General features: G+C 59.8%; 13 protein-coding genes. 2 read left to right on the top strand and 11 right to left on the bottom strand.

The window, feature by feature from the left end:
* Positions 1-4 precede the first annotated feature (4 nt).
* The 7 genes from IEI95_RS26885 to putA form a co-directional block, all read right to left on the bottom strand.
* Positions 5-532, bottom strand: a complete 528-nt coding sequence (locus IEI95_RS26885; protein ID WP_060718778.1) for a chemotaxis protein CheW — start codon at positions 530-532, stop codon at positions 5-7.
* A complete protein-coding gene (locus IEI95_RS26880; protein WP_156538249.1) occupies positions 529-2,586 on the bottom strand; it encodes a chemotaxis protein CheA in 2,058 nt (685 codons plus the stop codon). The genes IEI95_RS26885 and IEI95_RS26880 overlap by 4 nt, the downstream gene beginning before the upstream one ends.
* Positions 2,583-2,951: a response regulator gene (locus IEI95_RS26875; RefSeq protein ID WP_015917544.1), complete on the bottom strand. Its 369-nt coding sequence runs from the start codon at positions 2,949-2,951 to the stop codon at positions 2,583-2,585. Before IEI95_RS26875 ends, IEI95_RS26880 begins: the two co-directional genes overlap by 4 nt.
* A 4-nt stretch (positions 2,952-2,955) precedes the next feature.
* Positions 2,956-3,276 carry an STAS domain-containing protein gene (locus tag IEI95_RS26870; RefSeq protein ID WP_071205377.1) on the bottom strand — a complete coding sequence of 107 codons (321 nt, stop codon included), beginning with the start codon at positions 3,274-3,276 and terminating at the stop codon, positions 2,956-2,958.
* Between the two features lie 2 nt (positions 3,277-3,278).
* Positions 3,279-4,427: an HD domain-containing phosphohydrolase gene (locus IEI95_RS26865; protein WP_156538250.1), complete on the bottom strand. Its 1,149-nt coding sequence runs from the start codon at positions 4,425-4,427 to the stop codon at positions 3,279-3,281.
* A 429-nt stretch (positions 4,428-4,856) separates the two neighbouring features.
* On the bottom strand, positions 4,857-6,077 hold the full coding sequence (locus tag IEI95_RS26860; protein WP_156538251.1) for a TIGR03862 family flavoprotein: 1,221 nt from the start codon (positions 6,075-6,077) through the stop codon (positions 4,857-4,859).
* Between the two features lie 67 nt (positions 6,078-6,144).
* Complete coding sequence (putA, locus tag IEI95_RS26855) at positions 6,145-9,864, bottom strand: trifunctional transcriptional regulator/proline dehydrogenase/L-glutamate gamma-semialdehyde dehydrogenase (protein WP_194417219.1); 3,720 nt, start codon at positions 9,862-9,864, stop codon at positions 6,145-6,147.
* A 142-nt stretch (positions 9,865-10,006) separates the two neighbouring features.
* On the opposite strand from putA, the gene IEI95_RS26850 reads away from it, so the two are divergent.
* Positions 10,007-10,468 (top strand): Lrp/AsnC family transcriptional regulator, encoded by a 462-nt coding sequence (locus IEI95_RS26850; RefSeq protein ID WP_409065464.1) that lies wholly within the window; start codon positions 10,007-10,009, stop codon positions 10,466-10,468.
* Between the two features lie 27 nt (positions 10,469-10,495).
* Here IEI95_RS26850 and IEI95_RS26845 read toward each other — a convergent pair whose 3' ends face one another.
* The gene (locus tag IEI95_RS26845; RefSeq protein ID WP_156531700.1) at positions 10,496-10,660 is read right to left on the bottom strand and encodes a hypothetical protein; all 165 of its coding nucleotides are present in this window, start codon (positions 10,658-10,660) and stop codon (positions 10,496-10,498) included.
* A gap of 298 nt (positions 10,661-10,958) precedes the next feature.
* Between IEI95_RS26845 and IEI95_RS26840 the strand changes: the two genes are divergently transcribed.
* Positions 10,959-11,558, top strand: a complete 600-nt coding sequence (locus tag IEI95_RS26840; protein WP_156531699.1) for an IMPACT family protein — start codon at positions 10,959-10,961, stop codon at positions 11,556-11,558.
* A 10-nt stretch (positions 11,559-11,568) separates the two neighbouring features.
* Here the strand turns inward: IEI95_RS26840 and IEI95_RS26835 are convergent, their stop codons facing one another.
* The 3 genes from IEI95_RS26835 to IEI95_RS26825 form a co-directional block, all read right to left on the bottom strand.
* The gene (locus IEI95_RS26835; RefSeq protein WP_194417218.1) at positions 11,569-12,357 is read right to left on the bottom strand and encodes an SDR family NAD(P)-dependent oxidoreductase; all 789 of its coding nucleotides are present in this window, start codon (positions 12,355-12,357) and stop codon (positions 11,569-11,571) included.
* An 11-nt stretch (positions 12,358-12,368) separates the two neighbouring features.
* Positions 12,369-13,736 carry an aminotransferase class I/II-fold pyridoxal phosphate-dependent enzyme gene (locus IEI95_RS26830; RefSeq protein ID WP_156531697.1) on the bottom strand — a complete coding sequence of 456 codons (1,368 nt, stop codon included), beginning with the start codon at positions 13,734-13,736 and terminating at the stop codon, positions 12,369-12,371.
* Between the two features lie 114 nt (positions 13,737-13,850).
* Positions 13,851-21,446, bottom strand: a complete 7,596-nt coding sequence (locus IEI95_RS26825) for a type I polyketide synthase (RefSeq protein ID WP_194417217.1) — start codon at positions 21,444-21,446, stop codon at positions 13,851-13,853.
* Positions 21,447-21,472 lie beyond the last annotated feature (26 nt).

Here is a 21,472-nt window from a genome sequence, read left to right as displayed (position 1 = left end):
GACCTCAATTTGTTGCCAGACCAGCCGTGGGAGCGGCGATCCGGTCACTTGTACTGGAGAAAATTGCCTGGAGATTGGGGAGAATGATGAACTCTCCATCCCGCTTGACCAGGCATTCAATGAAGTCGGGACGCCATCGCATTCCGACGCTGGGGGGCGGTTCGCTGGCGGAGTGCGCCAAGGTCGTGACTTCGAACACCCGGTCCGTGCGAATGCCGGTCAGGGTGGTTTCGCCATCGAGATCAAGCTCGATGACGATGATACGGCTGTCGATGGTCGGCTCCGTCGCTTCCATGCCGAAGGCCAGCCGGATATCGGCCAGTGGAATGACCTTGCCGCGGAAATTGATGACGCTGGAGACGAAAGGCTTTGCGCCGGGCACCTTGGTTTCCGGCAGGAGATCGATAATCTCCTGCACGGTGATGGCCTCAATCGCAAACGTCTCACCATTCAGATTGAAAGTCAGCACGGCGACTTCGTCGCGGTCCGCCCAGAAATGCTGGAAATCATGTTTGCCGGGTACGATGCTCATCCTGCTACACGCAATTGCGCCTCCTGCTGTTGGCCTGCGTTGACCAGATGCGTCACATCCAGGATCAGCGCGACACTGCCGTCACCCAGAATGGTCGCACCCGAGAAAGTCACGACGTCGTGGTGAAGCTTGGACATGGATTTGATGACGGTCTGGTGATCGCCAATGATCTGGTCGACCACCAGGCCGACGCGCTCATCGCCGGTCGAGATCACCACGACCTTCTGGAACGGATCAGGCTGCGTTCCCGTGCGGAACAGATCCCTGAGCCTGAGGAAAGGAACCAGACTGTCACGCAGCGAAATGAAACTGCGGCCCCTGGAGCGCAGATCGTCCTCGATCGACAGTTCCAGGCATTCCTCAACCGCCGACAGCGGAATGACGTAGCACCCGGTACCGACGCGCACCAAAAGACCGTCAATGATCGCCAGCGTCAGCGGAATGCGCAGGGAGACTTCCGAGCCCTTGCCGTTTTCACTGCGGATGTCGATCACCCCGCGCAGGGCCTCGACGGTTTTCTTCACCACATCCATGCCGACGCCACGTCCGGAAAGATTGGTGATCGTCTGGGCGGTGGAAAAGCCAGGCTGAAAGATCAGCTGCAACAATTCCTGGTCCATCAGCTGCTGGCCAGGCTGGATCAACCCCGAGGATTCCGCCTTGGCCCGGACCCGGTCACGGTTGATGCCACGGCCATCGTCCTTGATGGTGATGATCACTTCGCCGCCGGACTGATGGGCTGACAGCACCACCTTGCCGGCTTTGTTCTTGCCCGCCGCCAGACGTTCTTCCGGCGGTTCGAGCCCGTGGTCGATGGAATTGCGCACCAGATGCACCAGTGGATCGGCCAGCCGCTCGATAACGGTCTTGTCCACTTCCGTGGTTTCGCCTTCCGTCTCCAGCTCGATGACCTTGCCGGTCTCGCGAGCGAGATCGTGGACAAGGCGACGGAAGCGGGTGAAAAGGCTGCCAACCGGCACCATGCGCAGCACCATCATCGTGTCGCGCAGCTCACCGGAGAGCCGCTCGACATCTTCAGAAACGGATCGCAGCATGATGTCAGCGCTGGTATTGGCCAACTGCGACAGGCGGGACTGGGCAATCACCAGCTCACCGACCCTGTCCATCAATTCGTCCAGCCGCTCGGCCGGAACGCGAACATTTTCGGCGGCACGGCCATGCTTGGCGTCATTGGAACCAGTCTGAGCAGCGGCAGGTTGAGCGGCCTGAGCCTGGCTTGGCGGCTGCTTGTTGTCAGATGCCACCGGCGCGGCAACAGCCTGTTCGACTGGATCATCGGCGGCAATGGTCTCGGAAGAGACAGCGGTCGCTTCCTCAGTCAGTTCGAGATCCATGTCATCCATGACGAAGATGAAGACATCCTCGATATCCGACTTCGGCTTTTCGGTAACAAGCTCCACGCTCCAGCCGATATAAAGATCGGCAGGTGAAATCTCCTCAAGACCCGGAATAGCGCTCAAATCCGCTTTAACGGTGCATTTTCCAAGGTCGCGAAGCTCATTCAGAAGGCCGAGTGGATTGGTGCCATTGACCATGGAATTGGCTGGCAGGCGGAATTTCATCCGCCATGTCGTCGTTGCCGACTGGGCTGCCGGCTGCGGCTTGGCGGCTCCGCCATTGCCGGGCTTTGCAGCCGGCACCGCATGCGCATTGCCACCATGGTCGCCGACCGCGTCCTGCAACTTGGCCAGCAGCCGCTCTCCTGCGGCTTCATGATCGCCATTGGGTGTGGCAACCAAAGCCTTCATATGGTCCTGGGCGTCTAGAACGGCTGCAACAAGCTCGGCGGTTGCCGGTACTTCACCCTTGCGGACGCGGTCGAAAGCGGTTTCGCAATGGTGGGTGAAAGCGGCCAGAGCCTCGAAGCCAAACATGGCTCCGGATCCCTTCAGGGTATGGAGACCGCGGAACACCGAATCGATCTGATCTTGATTGGACAGGTCATGCAAGAGGTCGAGCAGGCCATTTTCGATCTGCTCGAACAGCTCTGCTGCTTCTGTCCTGAAAACCTGAATGGGATCCAGATTGGTCATTTGCCGAGAACCTTTCTAGCAATTTTCACCAGCTGTTCGGCATCGAACGGCTTGGTGATCCAGCCGGTCGCACCAGCGGCCTTGGCCCTGTTCTTCATGTCGGCGTCGGATTCGGTTGTCAGGAAGATGATCGGAATACCCGTATGGGCCGGAGACCGGCGCAGAGCCTCGATCATCGCCAAACCGTTCATGTTAGGCATGTTGAGGTCGGTAACGATCAGATCGAACTGCGATGACTTGGCCTTGTTCAGACCATCCAATCCATCGACGGCTTCGGTCACCTTGTAGCCGGCATTGGTCAAGGCGATCTTCGTTGTCATGCGGATGCTGGCGGAATCGTCAACGGTGAGAATATGGGCACTCATGGCATTACCTTTCATGTAACCAGAAAAATCGAGCCGACGGATCCATGTCGGTCAAGAAGCCGCTACGCTCCAGCGTGGACAGAACACCACCAGCCGCAGCGCTTTGCAGCGTGAGGTCCTGGCCATTCGTTTGCGCAGACATACGTGCCGCTTCAATCAATTGAATAAAACTCAGGTCAACCTCCGCGTCTGCAGGGATATCGATAACGACGGCCTGACCAGTCGAAAGGCCTGTCAGGAGCTGATCCCGGGTGGTCTGCACAGTGCGAATGGTCAGCGCCTGTGGCAAGGCAATGGTCTCATGCGGCAATGTTTGCGTTATCATTGTCATTCCCGTCCTGCTGGCTGGGGTGTTGATCGGTATTTCGTCTGCTTCTGGAGGCAAAGGGCGTTTTCAGGATGGGCGGCATCTAGCGACGGCGCCCCTTTCATATGGATCCTCATATCTGTCTCACGCGCTCCCATGACTGAGGCAATTTTTGACCATTGCCGCTCAAACGCTTCGACGCAGTCCGGATCGAAATGACGACCCTTTTCGCACCTGATGTGATCCAGCGCGTCTTGCAGCGACCACGCTGGCTTGTAGGCACGGGGCGAACACAAAGCGTCGAACACATCCGCGAGCGCGACAATGCGCGCTTCCAGCGGAATGTCCCGTCCAGACAATCCCTTGGGATATCCGGTTCCATCCCATTTCTCGTGATGACCGCCAGCAATCCGCTCGGCGACCCGCAACAGATCGGAGGTCCCGTTTTCCAGAATCCTTACGCCGATATCGACATGCCTGCGCATCATGTCCCGCTCACTGTCGGTCAACCGGCCGGGCTTGGACAGGACGCCATCGGGAATACCGATCTTGCCGACATCGTGCAGCGGAGCCGCCAGATAGATCTTGCGCTGCCGGTCCTCATCGAGCCCAAGATCCTGCGCCAGCAGCCTGGAGATCTGCGCCACACGCGAGACATGATCACCAGTTTCCCCGTCGCGATATTCCATGGCTCGGGCCAGACGCCAGATCAGTTCCTCTTCGCTGGCAACAAGTGCCGCGGATTTCGCCGTCACGGCAGCAGCAAGGCCATCAGCCCGCAACGACAGTTCCACCTGGGCACGCCGCAGGCTCAAAAGGTTCCGCGCACGGGCCTTCAACTCGACCGGATCGGCGGATTTCCGCAGAAAATCCGTCGCCCCAGCTTCCAGCGCATTCAAGCAGACTGCCGTTTCAGTTTCCGAAGTGATCATCAAAATTGGCACCAGCTCATAGGTCGGCATGGCACGCAAAGCGGTAATCACCTCGATACCCGAGCGCTTCGGCATATTGTAATCCACCAGCACCAGATCGAATTGCCGGGTCTCACAAACACGAATAGCTTCCTCGGGATCAGCGAAGGTTTCCACCTCCAGACCCGTAATTTCAAGGAGTTCCAGACGCAGTGCCAGCAATGTGGATCGGCTGTCGTCTATCACAACGGCATGCAAGGGAAGCTCCATTCCGCCATGACGGCTTGGGCAGGCACGGTGACATGCGCATGTTCCCATGCGATGCGACAAGCCATCTCAAGCACTGTTAATATCTGTGAATTTTTTGGGACCATTCCGCATCATGCGGGGAGCGAATTCCGGAACATTGTGGCAGAGCCCTAAATATTTCCAGATTTCTGAATCGAATTCTCACGTTAGTAAGTTAAGATAGAGCTAACACTGTTAGGCCACAACTATATTTAATTGATAGCTCTAATAAGCCATAGGATTTTGGGGTTTATTAACGCGTTGTTTTCGTTGATTCATCCCATATTTTTTTGACAAAAAACAACCAATGGGCGTAAAAAACTTCCTGACGTCGACGGATCACATGCCCCGAAAACAGACAGGATCAGACCCGCCAATTGTGGCATACCATACTTTGCCTCAACCACCTGCATCATCGGTGAGCCAGCGAATCACGCCAACCGCCGCCGCCCGGCCGGTGGCAAAGCAAGCGGTCAACAGATAGCCGCCGGTTGGCGCTTCCCAATCCAGCATTTCTCCGGCGACGAACAGGCCAGGCCGGTCTACCAGCATGTAATTGCTGTCGATCCCACTCCAGTTGACGCCCCCTGCCGAGGAAATCGCTTCCGCCAGCGGTCTTGGCCGCAGCAACGGCACCGGCAAAGCCTTGATGAGACCCGCAAGCGATGTGGCATCCCGGGTGGCGATATCGGGTACGACCTCCCGCAACAGCGCTGCCTTGACGCCATCCAGAGAGGCTGCCTTACGAAGCCTTGTCGAGAGACTGGCCTTTGCGGGTTGACGGGCAAGATCGTCCGCCAGTTTTTCAAGCCGCTTGCCGGGTGCCAGATCAAGCAGAAGCTCTGCCTTGCCATGATGGCAAAGATTATCGCGCAGGGCTGCCGCATGGGCATAGATCAGGCTGCCCTCGATCCCATGCCGGGAAATGACAAATTCGCCCTGGATCTGACCCGACCTAGACGTGGCGACAACCGATTTGATCGGCTGGCCGGCAAACCTTTCACGGAACACATCGCTCCAGGCAATGTCAAAGCCGCAATTGGCAGGCTTGAAATCCGTGACTGCAACGCCGATGTCCCGTAGCCACGGCACCCAGGAAGCATCCGAACCTAACCGTGGCCAACTTGCCCCACCCAGCGCCAACACCACGGCATCTGCCATAACAGTGACATCGCCATCCGGCGTTGCAAACCGATAGCCATTTTTGGAAAAGCCGGTCCAGCGATGCCGGGTGCGGATCATCACGCCCCGATCCTGCAATGCCTTGATCCAGGCCCGAAGCAGTGGCGAGGCCTTCATCGCCTTTGGAAAGACCCGGCCTGAGGAGCCGATGAAGGTCTCCGTTCCAAGATCCGCCGCCCAGGCGCGCACATCGTCCGGCGTAAAATCATCGAGAGCTACCTTTAAATGGCTTCCGGCCTCCCCGAAGCGGCTCGAAAACCGCGCATACTCTTCGGAATGGGTGATATTCAGGCCCGATTTCCCGGCCAGGAGAAATTTCCGGGCCAGTGTCGGCATAGCCTCATAGATCGTCACGGTCAGACCAGCCCGCGACAGACTATCCGCCACCATTAGCCCCGCAGGCCCCCCGCCGATGATTGCAACCGTCTTGCCTGCCATGCCCGTGCCTTGCGTTCGACTATCAGGCGTTTTTGGGCAAAGGACAGGTTAAAAGCAAGCGGAACCCTCAGCCGATGGCCATCAGGCTGGCATTGCCTCCGGCAGCAGCCGTATTGGTGGACACCGAAACTTCCTCAACCAGCCAGTTCAGGCAGTAGGCATCATCAACACCAATTTTCTTAGCCAGCTTATCACTGGAAGCCACCTGGGTCAGGACCAGTGGACCGGACAGGGCGGCAATGGCTTTTGCCTGCTCGATAATCTGCTCCCCCTCGCCTTCCAGCAATGCGCCTGCGAAAGGACCGGCTTCAGCCCAGCCTGACGCTTGGACGAAATGGACACGGGCAAGCACACCATCCGGCAGACCCGCCAGCGCTTCGTGGCGAACGGCGCTTGCATCGATAACCATGCTATTGCCCGTCGCCAGCGCGCTGGCCACTTGCCGGTAAAGCCCCTGCCTGGTGCGGGGCAGCAGCAGAATGGTGCCACGCGGATGCAGGGCATACAGATTGTGCTCGCCGACTGGCCCAGGCAGATCCTGAACCAAACCGACCGCCGAAAGGCTGCCGAGGCTGCGTGCTGCTTCCGCCGCTGCTGTTTCACCCTGCTCGTCAAGCCATTTGGCAAAATCCAGCAGGCCCGGATCGACATGAACCGAACTATGCTGCGGCGGCACAGGCGGCTTTTCAACCAGACGGCCCAGATAGAGCGGCCCGCCAGCCTTCGGCCCGGTGCCGGACAGGCCACGGCCACCGAACGGCTGCACGCCGACCACCGCGCCAATGACATTGCGGTTGATGTAAAGATTACCCGCCTTCACCCTTGATGTCACATGGGCAACGGTCTCATCCAGCCGTGTATGCAGGCCGAAGGTCAGGCCATAGCCGGTGGCATTGATCTGGTCGATCAGGCGATCGAGATCGTTGCGCCGGTAGCGCAGCACATGCAGGACCGGGCCAAATACTTCCCGCTTAAGATCAGACAATGCACCGATCTCGATGATGGTCGGTGCAACGAAGGTGCCGTGCTCAGTGCCATCACCCGCACCGATCTGCTCCACCGCCTTGCCCTTGGCGCGCATGGCAGCAATATGTGCCTCGATCACGCCCTTGGCCTCGGCGGTAATCACCGGGCCGATATCGGTAGACAGCCGGTCGGTGCGGCCCAAGGTCAGTTCATGCAGCGCGCCTTTCAGCATGGCAAGAATGCGATCCGCCACCTCGTCCTGAAGGCACAAAACCCGGAGCGCTGAACAACGCTGACCGGCGCTGTCGAAGGCCGAGGCAATCACATCCGCCACCACCTGTTCGGCAAGCGCCGAGGAATCGACAATCATCGCATTTTGGCCACCGGTCTCGGCAATCAGCGGGATCGGCCTGCCATTGGCCAGCAGACGCCCGGCAAGTTCCCTCTGGATCAGCTTGGCAACCTCGGTCGAGCCGGTAAACATCACGCCTGCCACCTGCGGCGAGGCGACCAATGCCGCCCCGATCCGCCCGTCACCGGGCAAAAGCTGGAGGGCAGCACCGGGGACACCTGCCTGATGCAGGAGGCGCACGGCCTCAGCGGCGATCAGCGGTGTTTCCTCGGGGGGCTTGGCCAGAACCGGATTGCCTGCCACCAGCGCTGCCGCCACCTGTCCGGTGAAAATCGCCAACGGAAAATTCCAGGGACTGATGCAGACGATCTGCCCCAATGGCGCATGCACCGGCCCCAAGGTGCGACGCGCCTGTTCGGCGTAATAGCGTAGAAAGTCGATGGCCTCGCGCACTTCGGCAATGGCATTGGCCGCCGATTTGCCCGCCTCGCGCATGATCAGCCCCAGTAGCACCGGCAACCGTGCCTGCATCAGGTCAGCAGCCTCGTCCAGCATCCGCGCCCGCTCCAAAGGTGCCGTCTTCGCCCACGTCAGCGCATGAAGCGCAGCATCGGCCACGGCCTGACGCGCCTCTTCCTCGGTTGCTTCCCTGATACTGCCAACCACATCACGGTGGTCGCCAGGATTGACGACGGGACGGACAGGCCCGGCACTTGTCCCGGCAATCAAAGCGGGCACCGCGTCCCAAGACCCGCGAGCGGTTTGGCGCAGGGTCTCGCCAAGCGCCTGCAACACAGCTTCATTGCTAAGATCAAGGCCTGCGGAATTTTTGCGACCTTCGAAAAGATCGGCGGGCAAGGCAATCCTGTCATGCTTTGCCCCCGGCTGCGGCATGGCGAGCACGGTTTCGGTTGGATCCGCGATCAATGCATCCACGGATATGGCCGGATCGGCGATCCGATTGACGAAGGAGGAATTGGCACCATTTTCCAACAGGCGGCGCACCAGATAGGCCAGCAGCGTCTCATGCGTACCCACAGGCGCGTAGATCCGGCAGGGCCGGCCAAGCTTCGCCTTGCCAACCACTTCGTCATAGAGCGGTTCGCCCATGCCATGCAGGCACTGAAACTCGTAGGAGCCGGTTTTGAAATCAGGGCCGGCCAGATGATAGATTGCCGCCAGCGTCTGGGCATTGTGGGTGGCAAATTGCGGAAAAATCACATCCCGCGCCGCCAGCAGCTTTTTGGCGCAAGCGATATAGGAAACGTCGGTGTGGACCTTGCGGGTATAGACCGGAAAATCCTCCAGCCCATCGACCTGCGCCCGCTTGATCTCGGCATCCCAATAGGCCCCCTTGACCAGCCTCACCATGATCCGGCGCTCTGCGCGGCGGGCAAGATCAATGATGAAATCTAACACGAAGGGGCAGCGCTTGCCATAGGCCTGCACCACGAAGCCCATGCCATCCCAGCCCGACAAGGCGGGATCGAGGCAGAGGTCTTCCAGCAGATCCAACGACAGTTCCAGCCGGTCGGCCTCTTCGGCATCGATATTGAGGCCAATATCATACTGCTTGGCCAGCAGCGCCAGCGCCTTGACCTGCGGCAGCAATTCACCCATCACCCGCTCAGCCTTGGTGCGGCTGTAGCGCGGATGCAGGGCCGACAGCTTGATGGAAATGCCGGGACCGTCATAAATGCCGCGTCCCGCCGAGGCCTTGCCGATGGCATGGATGGCCTGCTGGTAATCCCGGAAATACCGCGCCGCATCGCCAGCCGTGGTCGCCGCCTCGCCCAGCATGTCGTAGGAATAGCGAAAGCCCCTGACTTCCAGCGGACGGGCGCGTTTCAGCGCCTCCTCGATGGTTTCGCCGGTAACGAATTGCTCCCCCATCATCCGCATGGCCATATCGACACCCCGGCGAATGACCGGCTCGCCGCAACGGGCAATCAGCCGGGTCAAAGCTGCGGACAGACCGCGATCATTGACGGTCGAGGTCAGTTTGCCGGTCACCACCAGTCCCCAGGTGGCGGCATTGACGAACAGCGACCGGCCACCGCCGAGATGGGCTTTCCAATCGCCCTCGGCAATCTTGTCGCGGATCAGCGCATCGCGGGTGGCGTGGTCGGGAATGCGCAGCAGCGCTTCGGCCAGGCACATCAGCGCCACGCCTTCCTGGCTGGACAGCGAATATTCATGCACCAGCCCTTCTACGCCGCTGCCGCTGTGCTTGGCGCGCAGGGCTTCGATCAATGTGCGGGCGGTGTCTTCAACGGACCGCCGCATCGCATCCGGCAAGCGGGCTGCCTCCAGTAGCGGTGAGAGGCATTCCGGCTCCGGGCGGCGATAGGCCGCCGTGATCGCCTGACGCAAAGGGCTTGGCTGACGCAAAGGCGGTGCGAAAGCGGCAAAGATCGGATCTGGAGAGGATGAAACGGCCTGCGATGCGACGGAAATGGTCTGGTTCATCACTGTTATCCTGGCTCGACGGAATTTTTGGCGGTAGCCGGATCATACCATGGGGCAAGCTCGATCAGCGAACTTGAATTCATGGACAATCTAGGTAAATTCTCTAAAAAATTGCAGTTTTTCAGGAGATATGATGGCCAAAATGGAATCGGACAGTGGGATCGACCAATTTGACATGAAAATTGTCGAGGCCCTCTCGCAGGATGGCCGGATGTCGATCACAGACCTATCCGAACGGGTCGGACTATCGAAAACACCCTGCCAGGTGCGCCTGAAACGGCTGATGGATGAGGGCTATATTCTCGGCTTCCGCGCCGTGCTGGATGCCCGTAAATTCGGCCTCGACCACATCGCCTTCGCCGAGGTGAAACTGTCCGACACACGTGAAACGGCATTGACGGAATTCAACACGGCGGTGCGTAAAATCCGGGAAGTTGAGGAATGCCATATGATCGCCGGCGCCTTCGACTATCTGTTGAAGGTGCGCACCGGCGATATCCGTCGCTATCGGCAGGTTCTGGGTGAGAAGATCTCCAGCCTGCCGCATGTGGCGAGCACATCGACCTTCGTCGTCATGCAGGCCGTCAAGGAATATGGGCGGTAAACGGTTTTGTCTTGCCGACCTTACCCGTCAGTGCACAGTGCCGGGCTGCTCATGGCTGTCGTCGAGAATGCGGTAGACTTCGTAAAGGGCCTTGACGAGGACATCGGTGAGCGAATCGATTTCCTGGCTCAGAACCAGAGCTGCCAGATTGGAGGTTTCGATGGTCGCTTCTGGTTCGAAATCGTCAGACATAGGCCTATCCTGTTTCCCCGGGATCATCCCGGCTTTCTGCTGGCAGCGACCAACGTCCTCATGACGCGAAAAGACGCCGCAACACTGTCATTTTCCAAGGAGTTCGATCAGGCCGGCCAAGGCAGGCAGTCAAACTGCCGGATCAAAGCCCAAAACCCGAGCCAGATCTCCAAGCTCTCCCTGATAACCCTAGAAGCCGTCGCTTGCGTGGAACTGGATCGTCTCCTTTTCTCTGATGAGCCGCTATCGCGGCAACGATCGGTCTTTTCTTGCGACTCAAATCACGTCACAAAGGGTGATGTTTACCCTTCTCGGCCTACACAGCTATGAACAGGAGATCAAGAAGAGCCGGTTTCGCGCCATCGCTTTTCCGATCTCCCATGAAAATGACATCCGCCCCCTTCTGGAGGGGGAATCCGATGCTAGCGCCAACCACAATTGCTGGGCATGGCGGCTGGGGCAGACCTATCGCTTCAACGACGATGGCGAGCCTTCCGGCACTGCCGGAAAACCGATCCTGCAAGCCATCGACGGCCAGACGCTGGATGGCGTGCTGGTCATCGTCACCCGCTGGTTCGGTGGCATTCTTCTGGGCAGCGGCGGCCTGATCCGGGCCTATGGCGTCACGGCGGCGCAATGCCTGCGGCAAGCCGAAAAGGTGGAAATCATCCTGCGGGCAACAAAGACCATCCGCGTCGGCTTTTCCGATCTGGCACTGGTCAAGGCCCGGCTGACCACAGTCGCAGATCTGCTTGTCATCAAGGAGAGTTTTACCGATACCGGCGCCGAACTGACCCTCGCCATCCCGGAGGAACGGCTGGAAGCGACCCTTGGCATGATCGTTGACGTCAGCGCCGGACGGATTCAGGTTCTCAAGGACGAGATTGGCGCGCAGTGACTGCAAGCCTTCAACGGCGGCTGTACCACCAATATAAAACCGGTCGCACCAGCGAGCCGAAGCGGGCGAGCAACAGGAGCGTCATGCCGAAGACAATCTCCCGGCGGCCTTTTTGGAGTTGACGAACGATGCGTGCCGCCACAGCGTCGGCATTCCAGGGCTTGACCGTCCCCATCACACGCTGTGCCTGAGGCGAGCGCAAGGGCAATTCTGCGGCCAGTTGCGGCGTATCGGTATCGGGTGGAAAACAGATCGCCACCCTCAGCTTGGTACCAACCGCTTCCATGCGCAACGAATCGGCCAGCCCGACCAGCGCCGCCTTGGAGGCGCAGTAAGGACCATAGCCGTGCAGACCAATGAATGCGGCCCCGGAGGAAACCAACAACATGGTGCCGCCCCGTACGCTCATCCCAGCCCACAAGGCTTTAACGGCATGGATCGTTCCCATGACATTGATGTCGAGTTGCTGGCGCGCATCGGCCACGTCCATGGCCTCCATGCTGGCCGGATGAACGATGCCGGCACAGGTGATCAGCAGATCGCAGGGTCCGAAACTGTCTTCAGCCGCCAGCAAGGCCACCGACAGGGCGTGATAATCCGTTACATCCGCAGCATGAAGTCCAATATGTGAAAAACAGGCTTCCGGCAGCTGGCTGCGAGCCGTCTCAAGCCGCACCAGCGAGCGGGCAACAAGACTGACCTTTGACCCCGCCAACAGATAGGCTTTCGCCAAGGCCAGCCCGATCCCGCTCGATCCGCCGGTAATGATCACATGGCGCGGCGGGTTGCGGCTGTTCACGCTCTTGTCCTTCAGCGCTGCGCCAATTGCAGCATGACCTTCTGGACATCCATCGAGCCCATGCCGAAATTCTCGGCCTTCAGCCGATCCAGAATGTCCGCCACCTTGTCCACGCTGCGGGTAATCTGGTCGGGCGTATGGGCGCTGGTGATGAAGAACCTCAGGCGCGCTAAGCCTTCCGGCACCGCCGGATAGATGATCGGCAAAGCATTGATGCCCGCCTCGAACAGTTCATTGGAAAGCTGCACAGCGCGCACCGAATCCGCAACGATCACTGGCACCACCGAGAAACCTTCGCTCAGACCGGTATCAAGACCCCGCAGCTTGGCCTGTTCCAGGAAAAGCTGGCTGTTGCGACGCAAAGCCTCTACCCGGTCCGGCTCCTCGTCCAGCACCGACAGGCTGGCGATGGCTGCCGCCGCGAGCGCTGGCGCCAGGCCGACACTATAGACGAAACCACCAGCCTGCGCCTTCAACAGCGTGATCAGCGCTTCGCTGCCGGCAACATAGCCGCCGCAGCTACAGGTGGTTTTCGACAGCGTCCCCATCCAGATATCGACATCGGCGGGATCGAGATTGAAATGTTCGAAAATGCCGTGGCCACGCTGTCCAAGTACGCCCAGCGAATGGGCCTCGTCCATCATCAGCCAGAAATTATACTGTTTTTTCAAGGCAAGAAGGCCCGGCAGATCGGCAACATCCCCATCCATGGAGAAAATGCCCTCCGAGATCACCAGGATCCGTTCATGCAGGGGGGCGAGGCTCGCAAGAATACGGTCCAGATCCGCCATGTCATTATGCTTGAAGAAGCGGCGATTGGCGCCCGACAGCTTGATGCCGGTCAGGGCGCTGTTGTGAATGAACTCGTCATGGATCACCAGGTCTTTCGGCCCCATCAGGCTGCCAATGGTGGTGACATTGGTCAGATAGCCGCTGACGAAACAGATAGCGTCCTCGGTCTGGTAATTTTTGGCAAAGGCCTTTTCCAGCTCAGCATGAATGGTGCGCTCACCGGCAACAAGCCGGCTGGCAGACGCCGAAATACCAAACTGGTCGATGGCGGCCATAGCAGCGTCGCGAATGCGCGGATCGCTGTTCAAACCGAGATAGTCATAGGAGGCAAAATTATCATAGGCGCGCCCGTCGATATCAGCCGTTGCCCCGGAAGCGCTCTCATGCGCCCGGTAAAACGGATTGGGCATGTTCAGCTGCTCGCTGACAAGCTTCTGCATCACCACCTGCTTATATTCAGGCAGTTCGGCAAAACCAGGCTGGCTGCGCGACACGCTCTGCTGGCTGCGGCTGGCCCGGCTCCGGTCCACATCCTTTTGTACGCCACGCATACGGGCCAGCAGATCCTGACGCTTGTTCTCATTCATCCGCAGAAAACCCTAGAATTTTAGTCAATCGTCTATCACCTATGCCGAACAGAACGATGTTTATCAACACAAACATGAACAACGGCGTAACGGACGGCAAAAACTGGGCCAGTTTTACTGGTCTTGCCCACTGTGGCGACGATGCAGATCGTCCATGATCTTACTGTCTTGCGGTATCGCCTCGTCCTTGTCGCCCGTCCGTCCGCGCAGGCTGACCTTCTCATAGAGGCGGCGCGTCAGATCGCCGACAGTGGCATTGTCGGCAAGACTGCTGAGGGGAATGTCAAAGCCGGTATTCTGCTCGAAATTCATCCCCAGCTCGACAGCCATCAAACTGTCCAGCCCGATATCCTTCAGCACACTGTTCAGCCCGATGCTTTCCTTGGGCACCCGCAATGTATCGGCAATTTCACCGGCAAGCACCGAAAACAGCACATCCTGGGCCGCAGCCGGTGCCTTGCCGTCGATCAGCGCCACCAAATCAATCTCGCCACCCTCACCGCTGCCAACATGCTGGTTGCTGCGGCGCATGATCAGCGAAAACAAGGGTTCGTTGACCACGGCAAGCGAATGCGCGGCAGCCCAGTCGAATTCGGAAATCATCACCACAGCTGCATCGACGGAGCCAGTATCGGCAGCAATATAGCGCCCGACCGCCGACAGCGCATCGCGGGCATCCAGCGCCGTCTTGCCAATCCGGCGTCCAAGCCGTTCATTAACCTGCGCATTACGGGCCAGATAACCGGCATCGCCGATTGCCCCGAAGCCGACGGCAAGACCAGCCAGCCCCTCGGCGCGGCGCGCCCGCGCCAAACCTTCCAGGAAGCCGTTGGCAGCGACATAATTGCCCTGGCCGGGATTGCCGACATAGGTGGTGATCGACGAAAACAGGATAAAATTGTCGATGCAATCCTGCCGGGTCAACCGGTCCAGAAGGGCTGCACCCTTGGCCTTGACGTCGATGACCGGCTGGTTTCGCGCCCGCGTCAGGTTGGAGACGAAGGCATCATCCAGCACCATCGCCGCATGGATAACGGTCTTCAACGGCGCAATGGCACGAAGCTCAGTCAAAAGCGCCGACAAGGCCGCTTCGCTGGTAACATCACAGCCGCGAATATAAGCCGTTACGCCCTGCTTGGCCCAACGGTCGACCACGGTTTGCGTCTCGGCATCAACCAGCCCGCGCCGCGTCGATAAGACGATATGGCGCGCGCCCTGCTCTACCAGCCAATCGGCTGCGGCAAGGCCGAAACCGCCGATACCGCCGACCACCAGATGCATGCCATCCGCATCGACCACCATCCGGCGCGCAGACTTCACCGCCACGCGGTCACGACCCGCAACAGGCGGCAGCACGACGATCTTGCCGATATGGCCAGCATTCTGCATCAGCCGGAAGGCATCGCCGATCTCGTCATGCTCAAAGGCGCGGAACGGCAATGGCGTGAACACGCCCTGCTCGAAAAGGCCGCCGATCTCGGCCAGCATGCGGCGCGACAGATCGGGATGCAGGACCAGCAATTGGTCGGCGTCAATGCCGAAATAACTGACATTGCGACGGAATGGCCGCAGGCCGATCTTACTGTCGGCGTAATAATCGCGCTTGCCAAGCTCCAGGAAACGCCCGAACGGCTTAACCAGCGACAGGGATTTTTCCATCGCCTCGCCAAACAGCGAGTTCAACACCAGATCGACACCTTCGCTGCCGGTCACGTCAAGCACATCGCCGACAAAACCGAGCGAGCGGCTATCGAACACATGGTCCGCCCCCAGCGTTTCCAGGAAGCGCCGCTTTTCGACGGTGCCTGCCGTGGCAATGATCTTGGCGCCGAAATGCCGGGCGACCTGCAAGGCTGCAAGCCCAACGCCACCAGCGGCACCGTGAATGAGGATGGTTTCGCCCGGGCGCACCCGCCCAAGCTCGTGAATGGCATAATAAGCCGTTAGGAAGACCACCGGAATGGTCGCCGCCGATACCGGGTCCACGCCATCCGGCAGCTTGGCCACGCCAGCCCGCTCAACCTTGACATGGGTGCCGAAAGCCGCAGCGGCGATTGCCATCACCTTGTCCCCGAGGGCAAGATCGCTCACCTTGGCGCCGACAGCGACCACCTCACCGGCAAATTCCATGCCGATGGAGGCCCCGGCAAAGCCGTCCTCAAGCGCTTCTTCCGGCAGCAGGCCCATGGCCCACATCACGTCGCGGAAATTCAAGCCTGTCGCTGCGGTCTTCACCAGCACTTCGGTCGGGCCGATGACTGGGACCGGGCAGCTTTCCCAGCGAATGCTGGCGACCTGCGACGGCACCTGCTGGCGAATGACTGCCGCCTCAAAAGCATCGGTACGCTGCGCCGTCAGCGAGGCAGGACCAGGCACGGCACGAATCTCAGCCATCCGCCCGGTTTCCGGCTCCACCAGCCATTCGCGGTTGTCGCCCTTGGCGGCCAGCAGGCGCATGCCCCAGTCCAGCATGATTTCCAGCGTATTGCTGGAGGGTCCGGTATCGACGACCTGCATGTCGAACAGGTCGAACTCATTGCGCAACACACGGGCAAAGGCCCAAAGGCCTGAATTGACAGGCCCGGCGTGACTGGAGCGGGCCATATCCTTGCCGGCAAGGCCGGTGATGGGCTTGCCGGTAATGCCGGTAACGGGCGCGCCGCCGGGCAGCACCAGGGTAACAGGGAGCTTCCTAGCAGCAACAGCCGCCGATACCGCAACGTCGCCAAGCGCCATGGCCAGCGCACTAAGAGCGCCGACCCGGTCCTGCAACAGCAGCGATCCATCCACAGCCGCATCGGTATCCGGCATCAGCCAGACCATTCCGCCCAAGGCTGGTCCAGCCTTGCCCAGTGCGTCGGCCAGCATCGACCTGTCCGTTTCAAAGCTGCCTGACAGACACAGCAAAGACACCTGGGAACCACCAAGCGCTCTTGCTGCCGCCGAAAGCCGGGCAAGATCCGCAGTTTTTTCATGAACGATGATCACCGGCCCGCTGGCCACAACCTCGTCCACCGACCCACCGTCCTGACGCGTCGCATCATATGGCTCAGCCACGTCAGCCCGGCCCTGGGCTTCCGCCACGATAAGGCTACCGCCATCCACCTGCAATTGCCGGGCATGGGCCGCAGCAAAACCGGCCTGTTGCAGGGATTTCATCCAATCTTCGCTACCGCCAAATCGGCCGAGCGGAAATTCCTCCGAAACCGTCCTGTCGAACCAGCCATCCAGCAGACCGAAGGCGAAATCATGCAATAGGCCGGGCGCTGGTTGCACGGCGACAAGGCGGCGCGCCGAGGCCAAGGCCCCATGGCTGAGCCGTGCCAGCATTTCACCATCCAGCAAGCGGCAAAGATCGGCATGGGCGCTGGCAATTAGATCGACCGGCGCTTTCAGCAGCGAAAATTGGTCCAATCCCTTTGCGTCCACGACAGTGACGCGCGGATCAGCCTCGAAAGACAATTCCAGATTGCGGCGCAGGCCTGCCTCAGGCTCGTAAATCACCAGATTGCCGCCAGCCGCACGAACCAGATCGGCGAGCTTGCGGCTGAGATGAAGCGAGCTGGCGCCAAGCTCGACCACCAGCGGCGGCGCATCGGCATCCAGCGTCGAAAGACAGTCGACCACCGCCTTCAACAACACCCTATGACTCTCGGTGGCGAGCGTGGAATGAACGGCGAAATGGTCCAGCGTCGCTTCGCTGATCACCCCGTCCCAATCCAGAACCTCGTCCACAACACCTGCAGGCTGATTGAGCGATTCATTGACGGCTGTCAGCACGTCATTGATCATCACCAGTTCAACGGTGCGTTCCGGGAAATCCCGATAGAGTTCCCCGATCAGCTCGAAAGCGGGCGGAAGATCGCTGCCATCTTCAATCGTCCAGCTGCCATCCGCATACTGGGCAAAGCCGCTATCGGTCAGACTGTGCAGGGCATTGGCCAAGAACCGCCGCAACCGCACATCGCCCGGCAGATCGACCAGCGACACGCGCCGATCTTGACCGGCAAGGCGCTCGGCCAGCGCATAGAAGGCGCTGAGCACGCAGGCCTGGATCAGCACCGTGGCATTGTCCAGCTCACGTTCCTGACAGGCGAAAACATCGCCCAACGGTGCAACCAGGGCCACACCCTGATCTTTCACCAGAGGTAGCGCGATGGTTTCATAATGATAGGCAAGACCGTCAAGCGTCTTATGCTGTTTCAGATAGGTGCGTCGGAACCGGCTATCGCTCAAGCTGGCGATCCGCTCGCCCGTCTCACCATAGAGATGGAAATTGGCTTTGATCGAACTATCACTGATCCGCTCGATCTCGATCACCGCCCGATGGACGGGAACACCGAGAACCCGCGTGCGGACGCGTCCGAAACGCACGGGAATATAAGGCGCTCCGCCCTGCTCGCCGCTGAAGCGGCCAAACAGCGCCACCAACCCGTGGAACATCGCATCAACCGACATTGGGTTGAGATTATAGCGCAGCAACGGGTGGCCCGGCGCGGCTGCCGGTTTCAGGAACACCTCGACAAGCCGCTCGCCATGGCAGATCGCTTTTTCCAGCAACTGGAATCGCGGCCCGTAATCCAGGCCGAAATTGCGCGCCGTCCGATAGGCGGCAGATTTATCCAGCTCCGATGTCGGGCTGGACAGGTCGAAATCCACTGCATCGTCCAGTTCGGAGGCCGTGAGTTTACGAACTCGGGCAACCGCATTGACCGTCCAGTCGTCATCGCTCAGCCGCTCACGTGAGCGGATCTGGAGATCGCCGGTCGCGGCGGAAATCAGCGTGGAAAGTTCGACGATCCGGCTGTCGCTCAATTCCAGCGGTCGCATGATCTCGACATTGCTGATCTCAAGCTGGTCGGAGCCGAAATGCGCCTGCGCCGCCGAAATGGCAATTTCCACAAAACCACTGCCCGGCAATATAGCGCGGCCATCGACCACATGTTCGGCCAGATCCGGAAATAGATGCGCGTCGAGATGGTTTTTCCAATGCCCGCCATTCAAATCGACTCGCCAGCCGCTTAACCGATAGGCCGTCTGGCCGAACCGGCCATAGAGATCGACGCGGTCGCTGGTCGGCTCCGGTCGCAGATCCGCCCGTTCGAAAGGCACGCCCGGCAGGACGATATCGGCGCGACGCGGACCGAAGACCTTGGCCTCATCCACCTTGGCGCCACTGGCGACAGCGCGCGCCAAAGCCCGCGCCACCGGGTCGACCGTCTCATCCAGAGCCTCACGGCTAAGGCTGGCACTGACGGCAACCGTCGACGACACATGCTGCGCCGTTTCCGACACATAGCCGCCAAGGATCGCACGCGGAGAAATTTCAACGAACACGCTACAACCAAGCGCGATAGCTGCCTCCGTCGCCCCTTGGAACTGCACAGGCTGACGGACATTCTTCCACCAGTAATCCGAGGTTAGCGCGGTGCCCTCCAGTTGCTCGCCCGTCACCGTGGAGATGAATGGAAGGGTGGTCTGGCGCGGGGTAATCAGCGGCGGATCGGCCGAAAAAGCAGCCTTCGCCTTATCGATCAGCGGATGATGGAAGGGATAATCAATGTCCAGCACCTGGGCTGGAACCCGCTGCTTGCGGGCATGTTCCCTCAGCGCCCGGACTGCGTCTTCACGACCCGACACAGTCACCGAATTGGGTGCATTGATCGCGGCAATCGTCAGGTCATCAAAGCCAAGCTCGGCCAGCATGGCGCGCGCATCGGCCTCGCCAAGCTTAAGGGCCGCCATCGTGCCTTCACCGGCCAACACCGCCTGATGCTGCGACCGTTTGGCGATCACACAGACGGCATCCTTCAGCGACAGCGCACCCGATACATAGGCGGCAGCAACTTCACCGACCGAATGACCGTAAACAGCATCCGGCACCAGACCGGCAAGTTGCAGCGCATCCGACAGCGAGGCCTGGATGGCAAACAGCATGGGCTGGGCAAGCCTGGTATCTTTCAATCGGGCTTCCAGATCCGGATCGGTCAGTGCCGCAACGAGGTCAAGGTCCGAATGCGCCGTAAACAGCGCGGCGATCCGCTCATAGCTCTCGCGGAATCGGGCATTTGCCCGGTAGGCATCGAGGCCCATGCCCGCCCATTGAGCGCCATTGCCAGAAAACACAAACGCGAGCTTACCGTTGCGCGACGAGGCTTCACCGATTTCGCCGCCGGTCTTCGCTGTGGCAAGCCGTTCCCGCACTGCCTTGACGATGGCATCCGCGCTGCCACTGGCAACGAAGCGGTGCCGGAGCGGCGCACGGTTTGAAGCGGCAGCCGAGATCAGGTCTTCCAGATCACCATCGCTTCCAGCTGCCGCAAAGGCCTTGTCGTAACTGTCCAGCAACGCTTTCAGGCTTTCCTGAGAATGGGCGCTGGCCATGAACAAGCGACCGGCACCGGCTGGATTAGCCGCGTCTTGCGCCAAATCAGGTCTCTGCGGATCGGCAATCACCACATGCGCATTGGCGCCGCCAAAGCCAAAGGAATTGATCCCGGCAAGGCGCGGCGCACCATCACGTGCCAGTGCAACGGCCTGCGAGGCAACCCGGACGTTCAACCCATCGAAATCAATCGTGTCATTCGGCTCATTAAAATGCAGCGAGGCTGGCAGCAGGTCGTGCTGCAAGGCCATCATCGCTTTCATCACGCCAAGCAGGCCGGATGCGGGTTCGGCGTGGCCGATATTGGTCTTAATCGAGCCGATCCACACCGGCTCCTTGCGGCGCTGGCCGATGACCGTGCCAAGCGACCAGACTTCTGCGGGATCGCCGACCTTGGTGCCGGTGCCATGCCCTTCGATAAAGGCCAGCCGATCCGGGTCGAGACCATTGCCGTCATAGACGGCGCGCAGCAGAACGGCCTGCGCTTCGCGTGATGGCAGCGAAATGCCGTTGGTGCGCCCGGCCGCATTGGTGCCGCTGGCAACAATAGTCGCGTGACTGCGGTCGCCTTCGCGCCGGGCTTTCTCGCTGGAGCGCAGCACCAGCACGGCACCGCCTTCGGCGCGAACATACCCGATACCGTCATTGGCATAGGCCTTGCACAAACCGTCGATCGACAGCATCCGCGCCTGCGCGAAGCCGACGAAAGGCAGGGGATGGACCAGCACGTTGACACCGGCAACAATGGCGGTGTCAACCTCGCCAGACGCAATCGCGCGTACCGCGTGATCGAGTGCGACCAGCGATGACGAACAGGCCGTATCGACCGTCATGCTCGGACCATTCAGGCCGAAGACATGAGAGATACGGTTGGAGACCACCGATAGCGTATTGCCGGTCATGAAATGCGGACCGGGACCAGCCGGATCTTCCGCCGCCAGATTGGCATGGTCGAAACTGGAGGCGCCGACATAGACCGCGACGTTCTGGCCAGCCAAACTGTTGGCGGGGATATTGGCATCTTCCAGCGCCCGCCAGGTCAACTCCAGCAGGATGCGCTGCTGCGGGTCCATAAAAGCCGCCTCGCGCCGCGACATGCCAAACAGGGCGGGATCGAACTGATAGATTCCATCCATCACACCGGCAGCGAAGGTGTAATATTTTCCAGGCGTACCGATTTCTGGATGCCAGTAGCGTGCAATATCCCAACGATCCCCGGGCAAGGTCGAGACAGTGCATGCGCCGGCACGCAAAAGATCAAACAACTCTTCGGGAGATCTTGCCCCCGGTGCCACGCAGGCACGCCCTATAATCTCTACTGTCATCTATTCGTACGGATCTCAACAGTTTA

It is taken from the genome of Agrobacterium vitis, from assembly GCF_014926405.1.
In the GTDB taxonomy this organism is placed as follows: Bacteria; Pseudomonadota; Alphaproteobacteria; order Rhizobiales; family Rhizobiaceae; genus Allorhizobium; species Allorhizobium vitis_H.
The sequence above is the reverse complement of the archived record's forward strand: the minus strand, read 5'-3'. Positions and strand labels throughout refer to the sequence as shown.

What these genes read in the sequence shown, in the direction of transcription:
- IEI95_RS26870 (WP_071205377.1), bottom strand. Translation starts at nt 3,276, where the DNA reads ATGATAACGCAAACATTGCCGCATGAGACCATTGCCTTGCCACAGGCG.
- IEI95_RS26885 (WP_060718778.1), bottom strand. Translation starts at nt 532, where the DNA reads ATGAGCATCGTACCCGGCAAACATGATTTCCAGCATTTCTGGGCGGAC.
- IEI95_RS26875 (WP_015917544.1), bottom strand. Translation starts at nt 2,951, where the DNA reads ATGAGTGCCCATATTCTCACCGTTGACGATTCCGCCAGCATCCGCATG.
- IEI95_RS26845 (WP_156531700.1), bottom strand. Translation starts at nt 10,660, where the DNA reads ATGTCTGACGATTTCGAACCAGAAGCGACCATCGAAACCTCCAATCTG.
- putA (WP_194417219.1), bottom strand. Translation starts at nt 9,864, where the DNA reads ATGAACCAGACCATTTCCGTCGCATCGCAGGCCGTTTCATCCTCTCCA.
- IEI95_RS26880 (WP_156538249.1), bottom strand. Translation starts at nt 2,586, where the DNA reads ATGACCAATCTGGATCCCATTCAGGTTTTCAGGACAGAAGCAGCAGAG.
- IEI95_RS26840 (WP_156531699.1), top strand. Translation starts at nt 10,959, where the DNA reads ATGTTTACCCTTCTCGGCCTACACAGCTATGAACAGGAGATCAAGAAG.
- IEI95_RS26825 (WP_194417217.1), bottom strand. Translation starts at nt 21,446, where the DNA reads ATGACAGTAGAGATTATAGGGCGTGCCTGCGTGGCACCGGGGGCAAGA.
- IEI95_RS26850 (WP_409065464.1), top strand. Translation starts at nt 10,007, where the DNA reads ATGGAATCGGACAGTGGGATCGACCAATTTGACATGAAAATTGTCGAG.
- IEI95_RS26830 (WP_156531697.1), bottom strand. Translation starts at nt 13,736, where the DNA reads ATGAATGAGAACAAGCGTCAGGATCTGCTGGCCCGTATGCGTGGCGTA.
- IEI95_RS26860 (WP_156538251.1), bottom strand. Translation starts at nt 6,077, where the DNA reads ATGGCAGGCAAGACGGTTGCAATCATCGGCGGGGGGCCTGCGGGGCTA.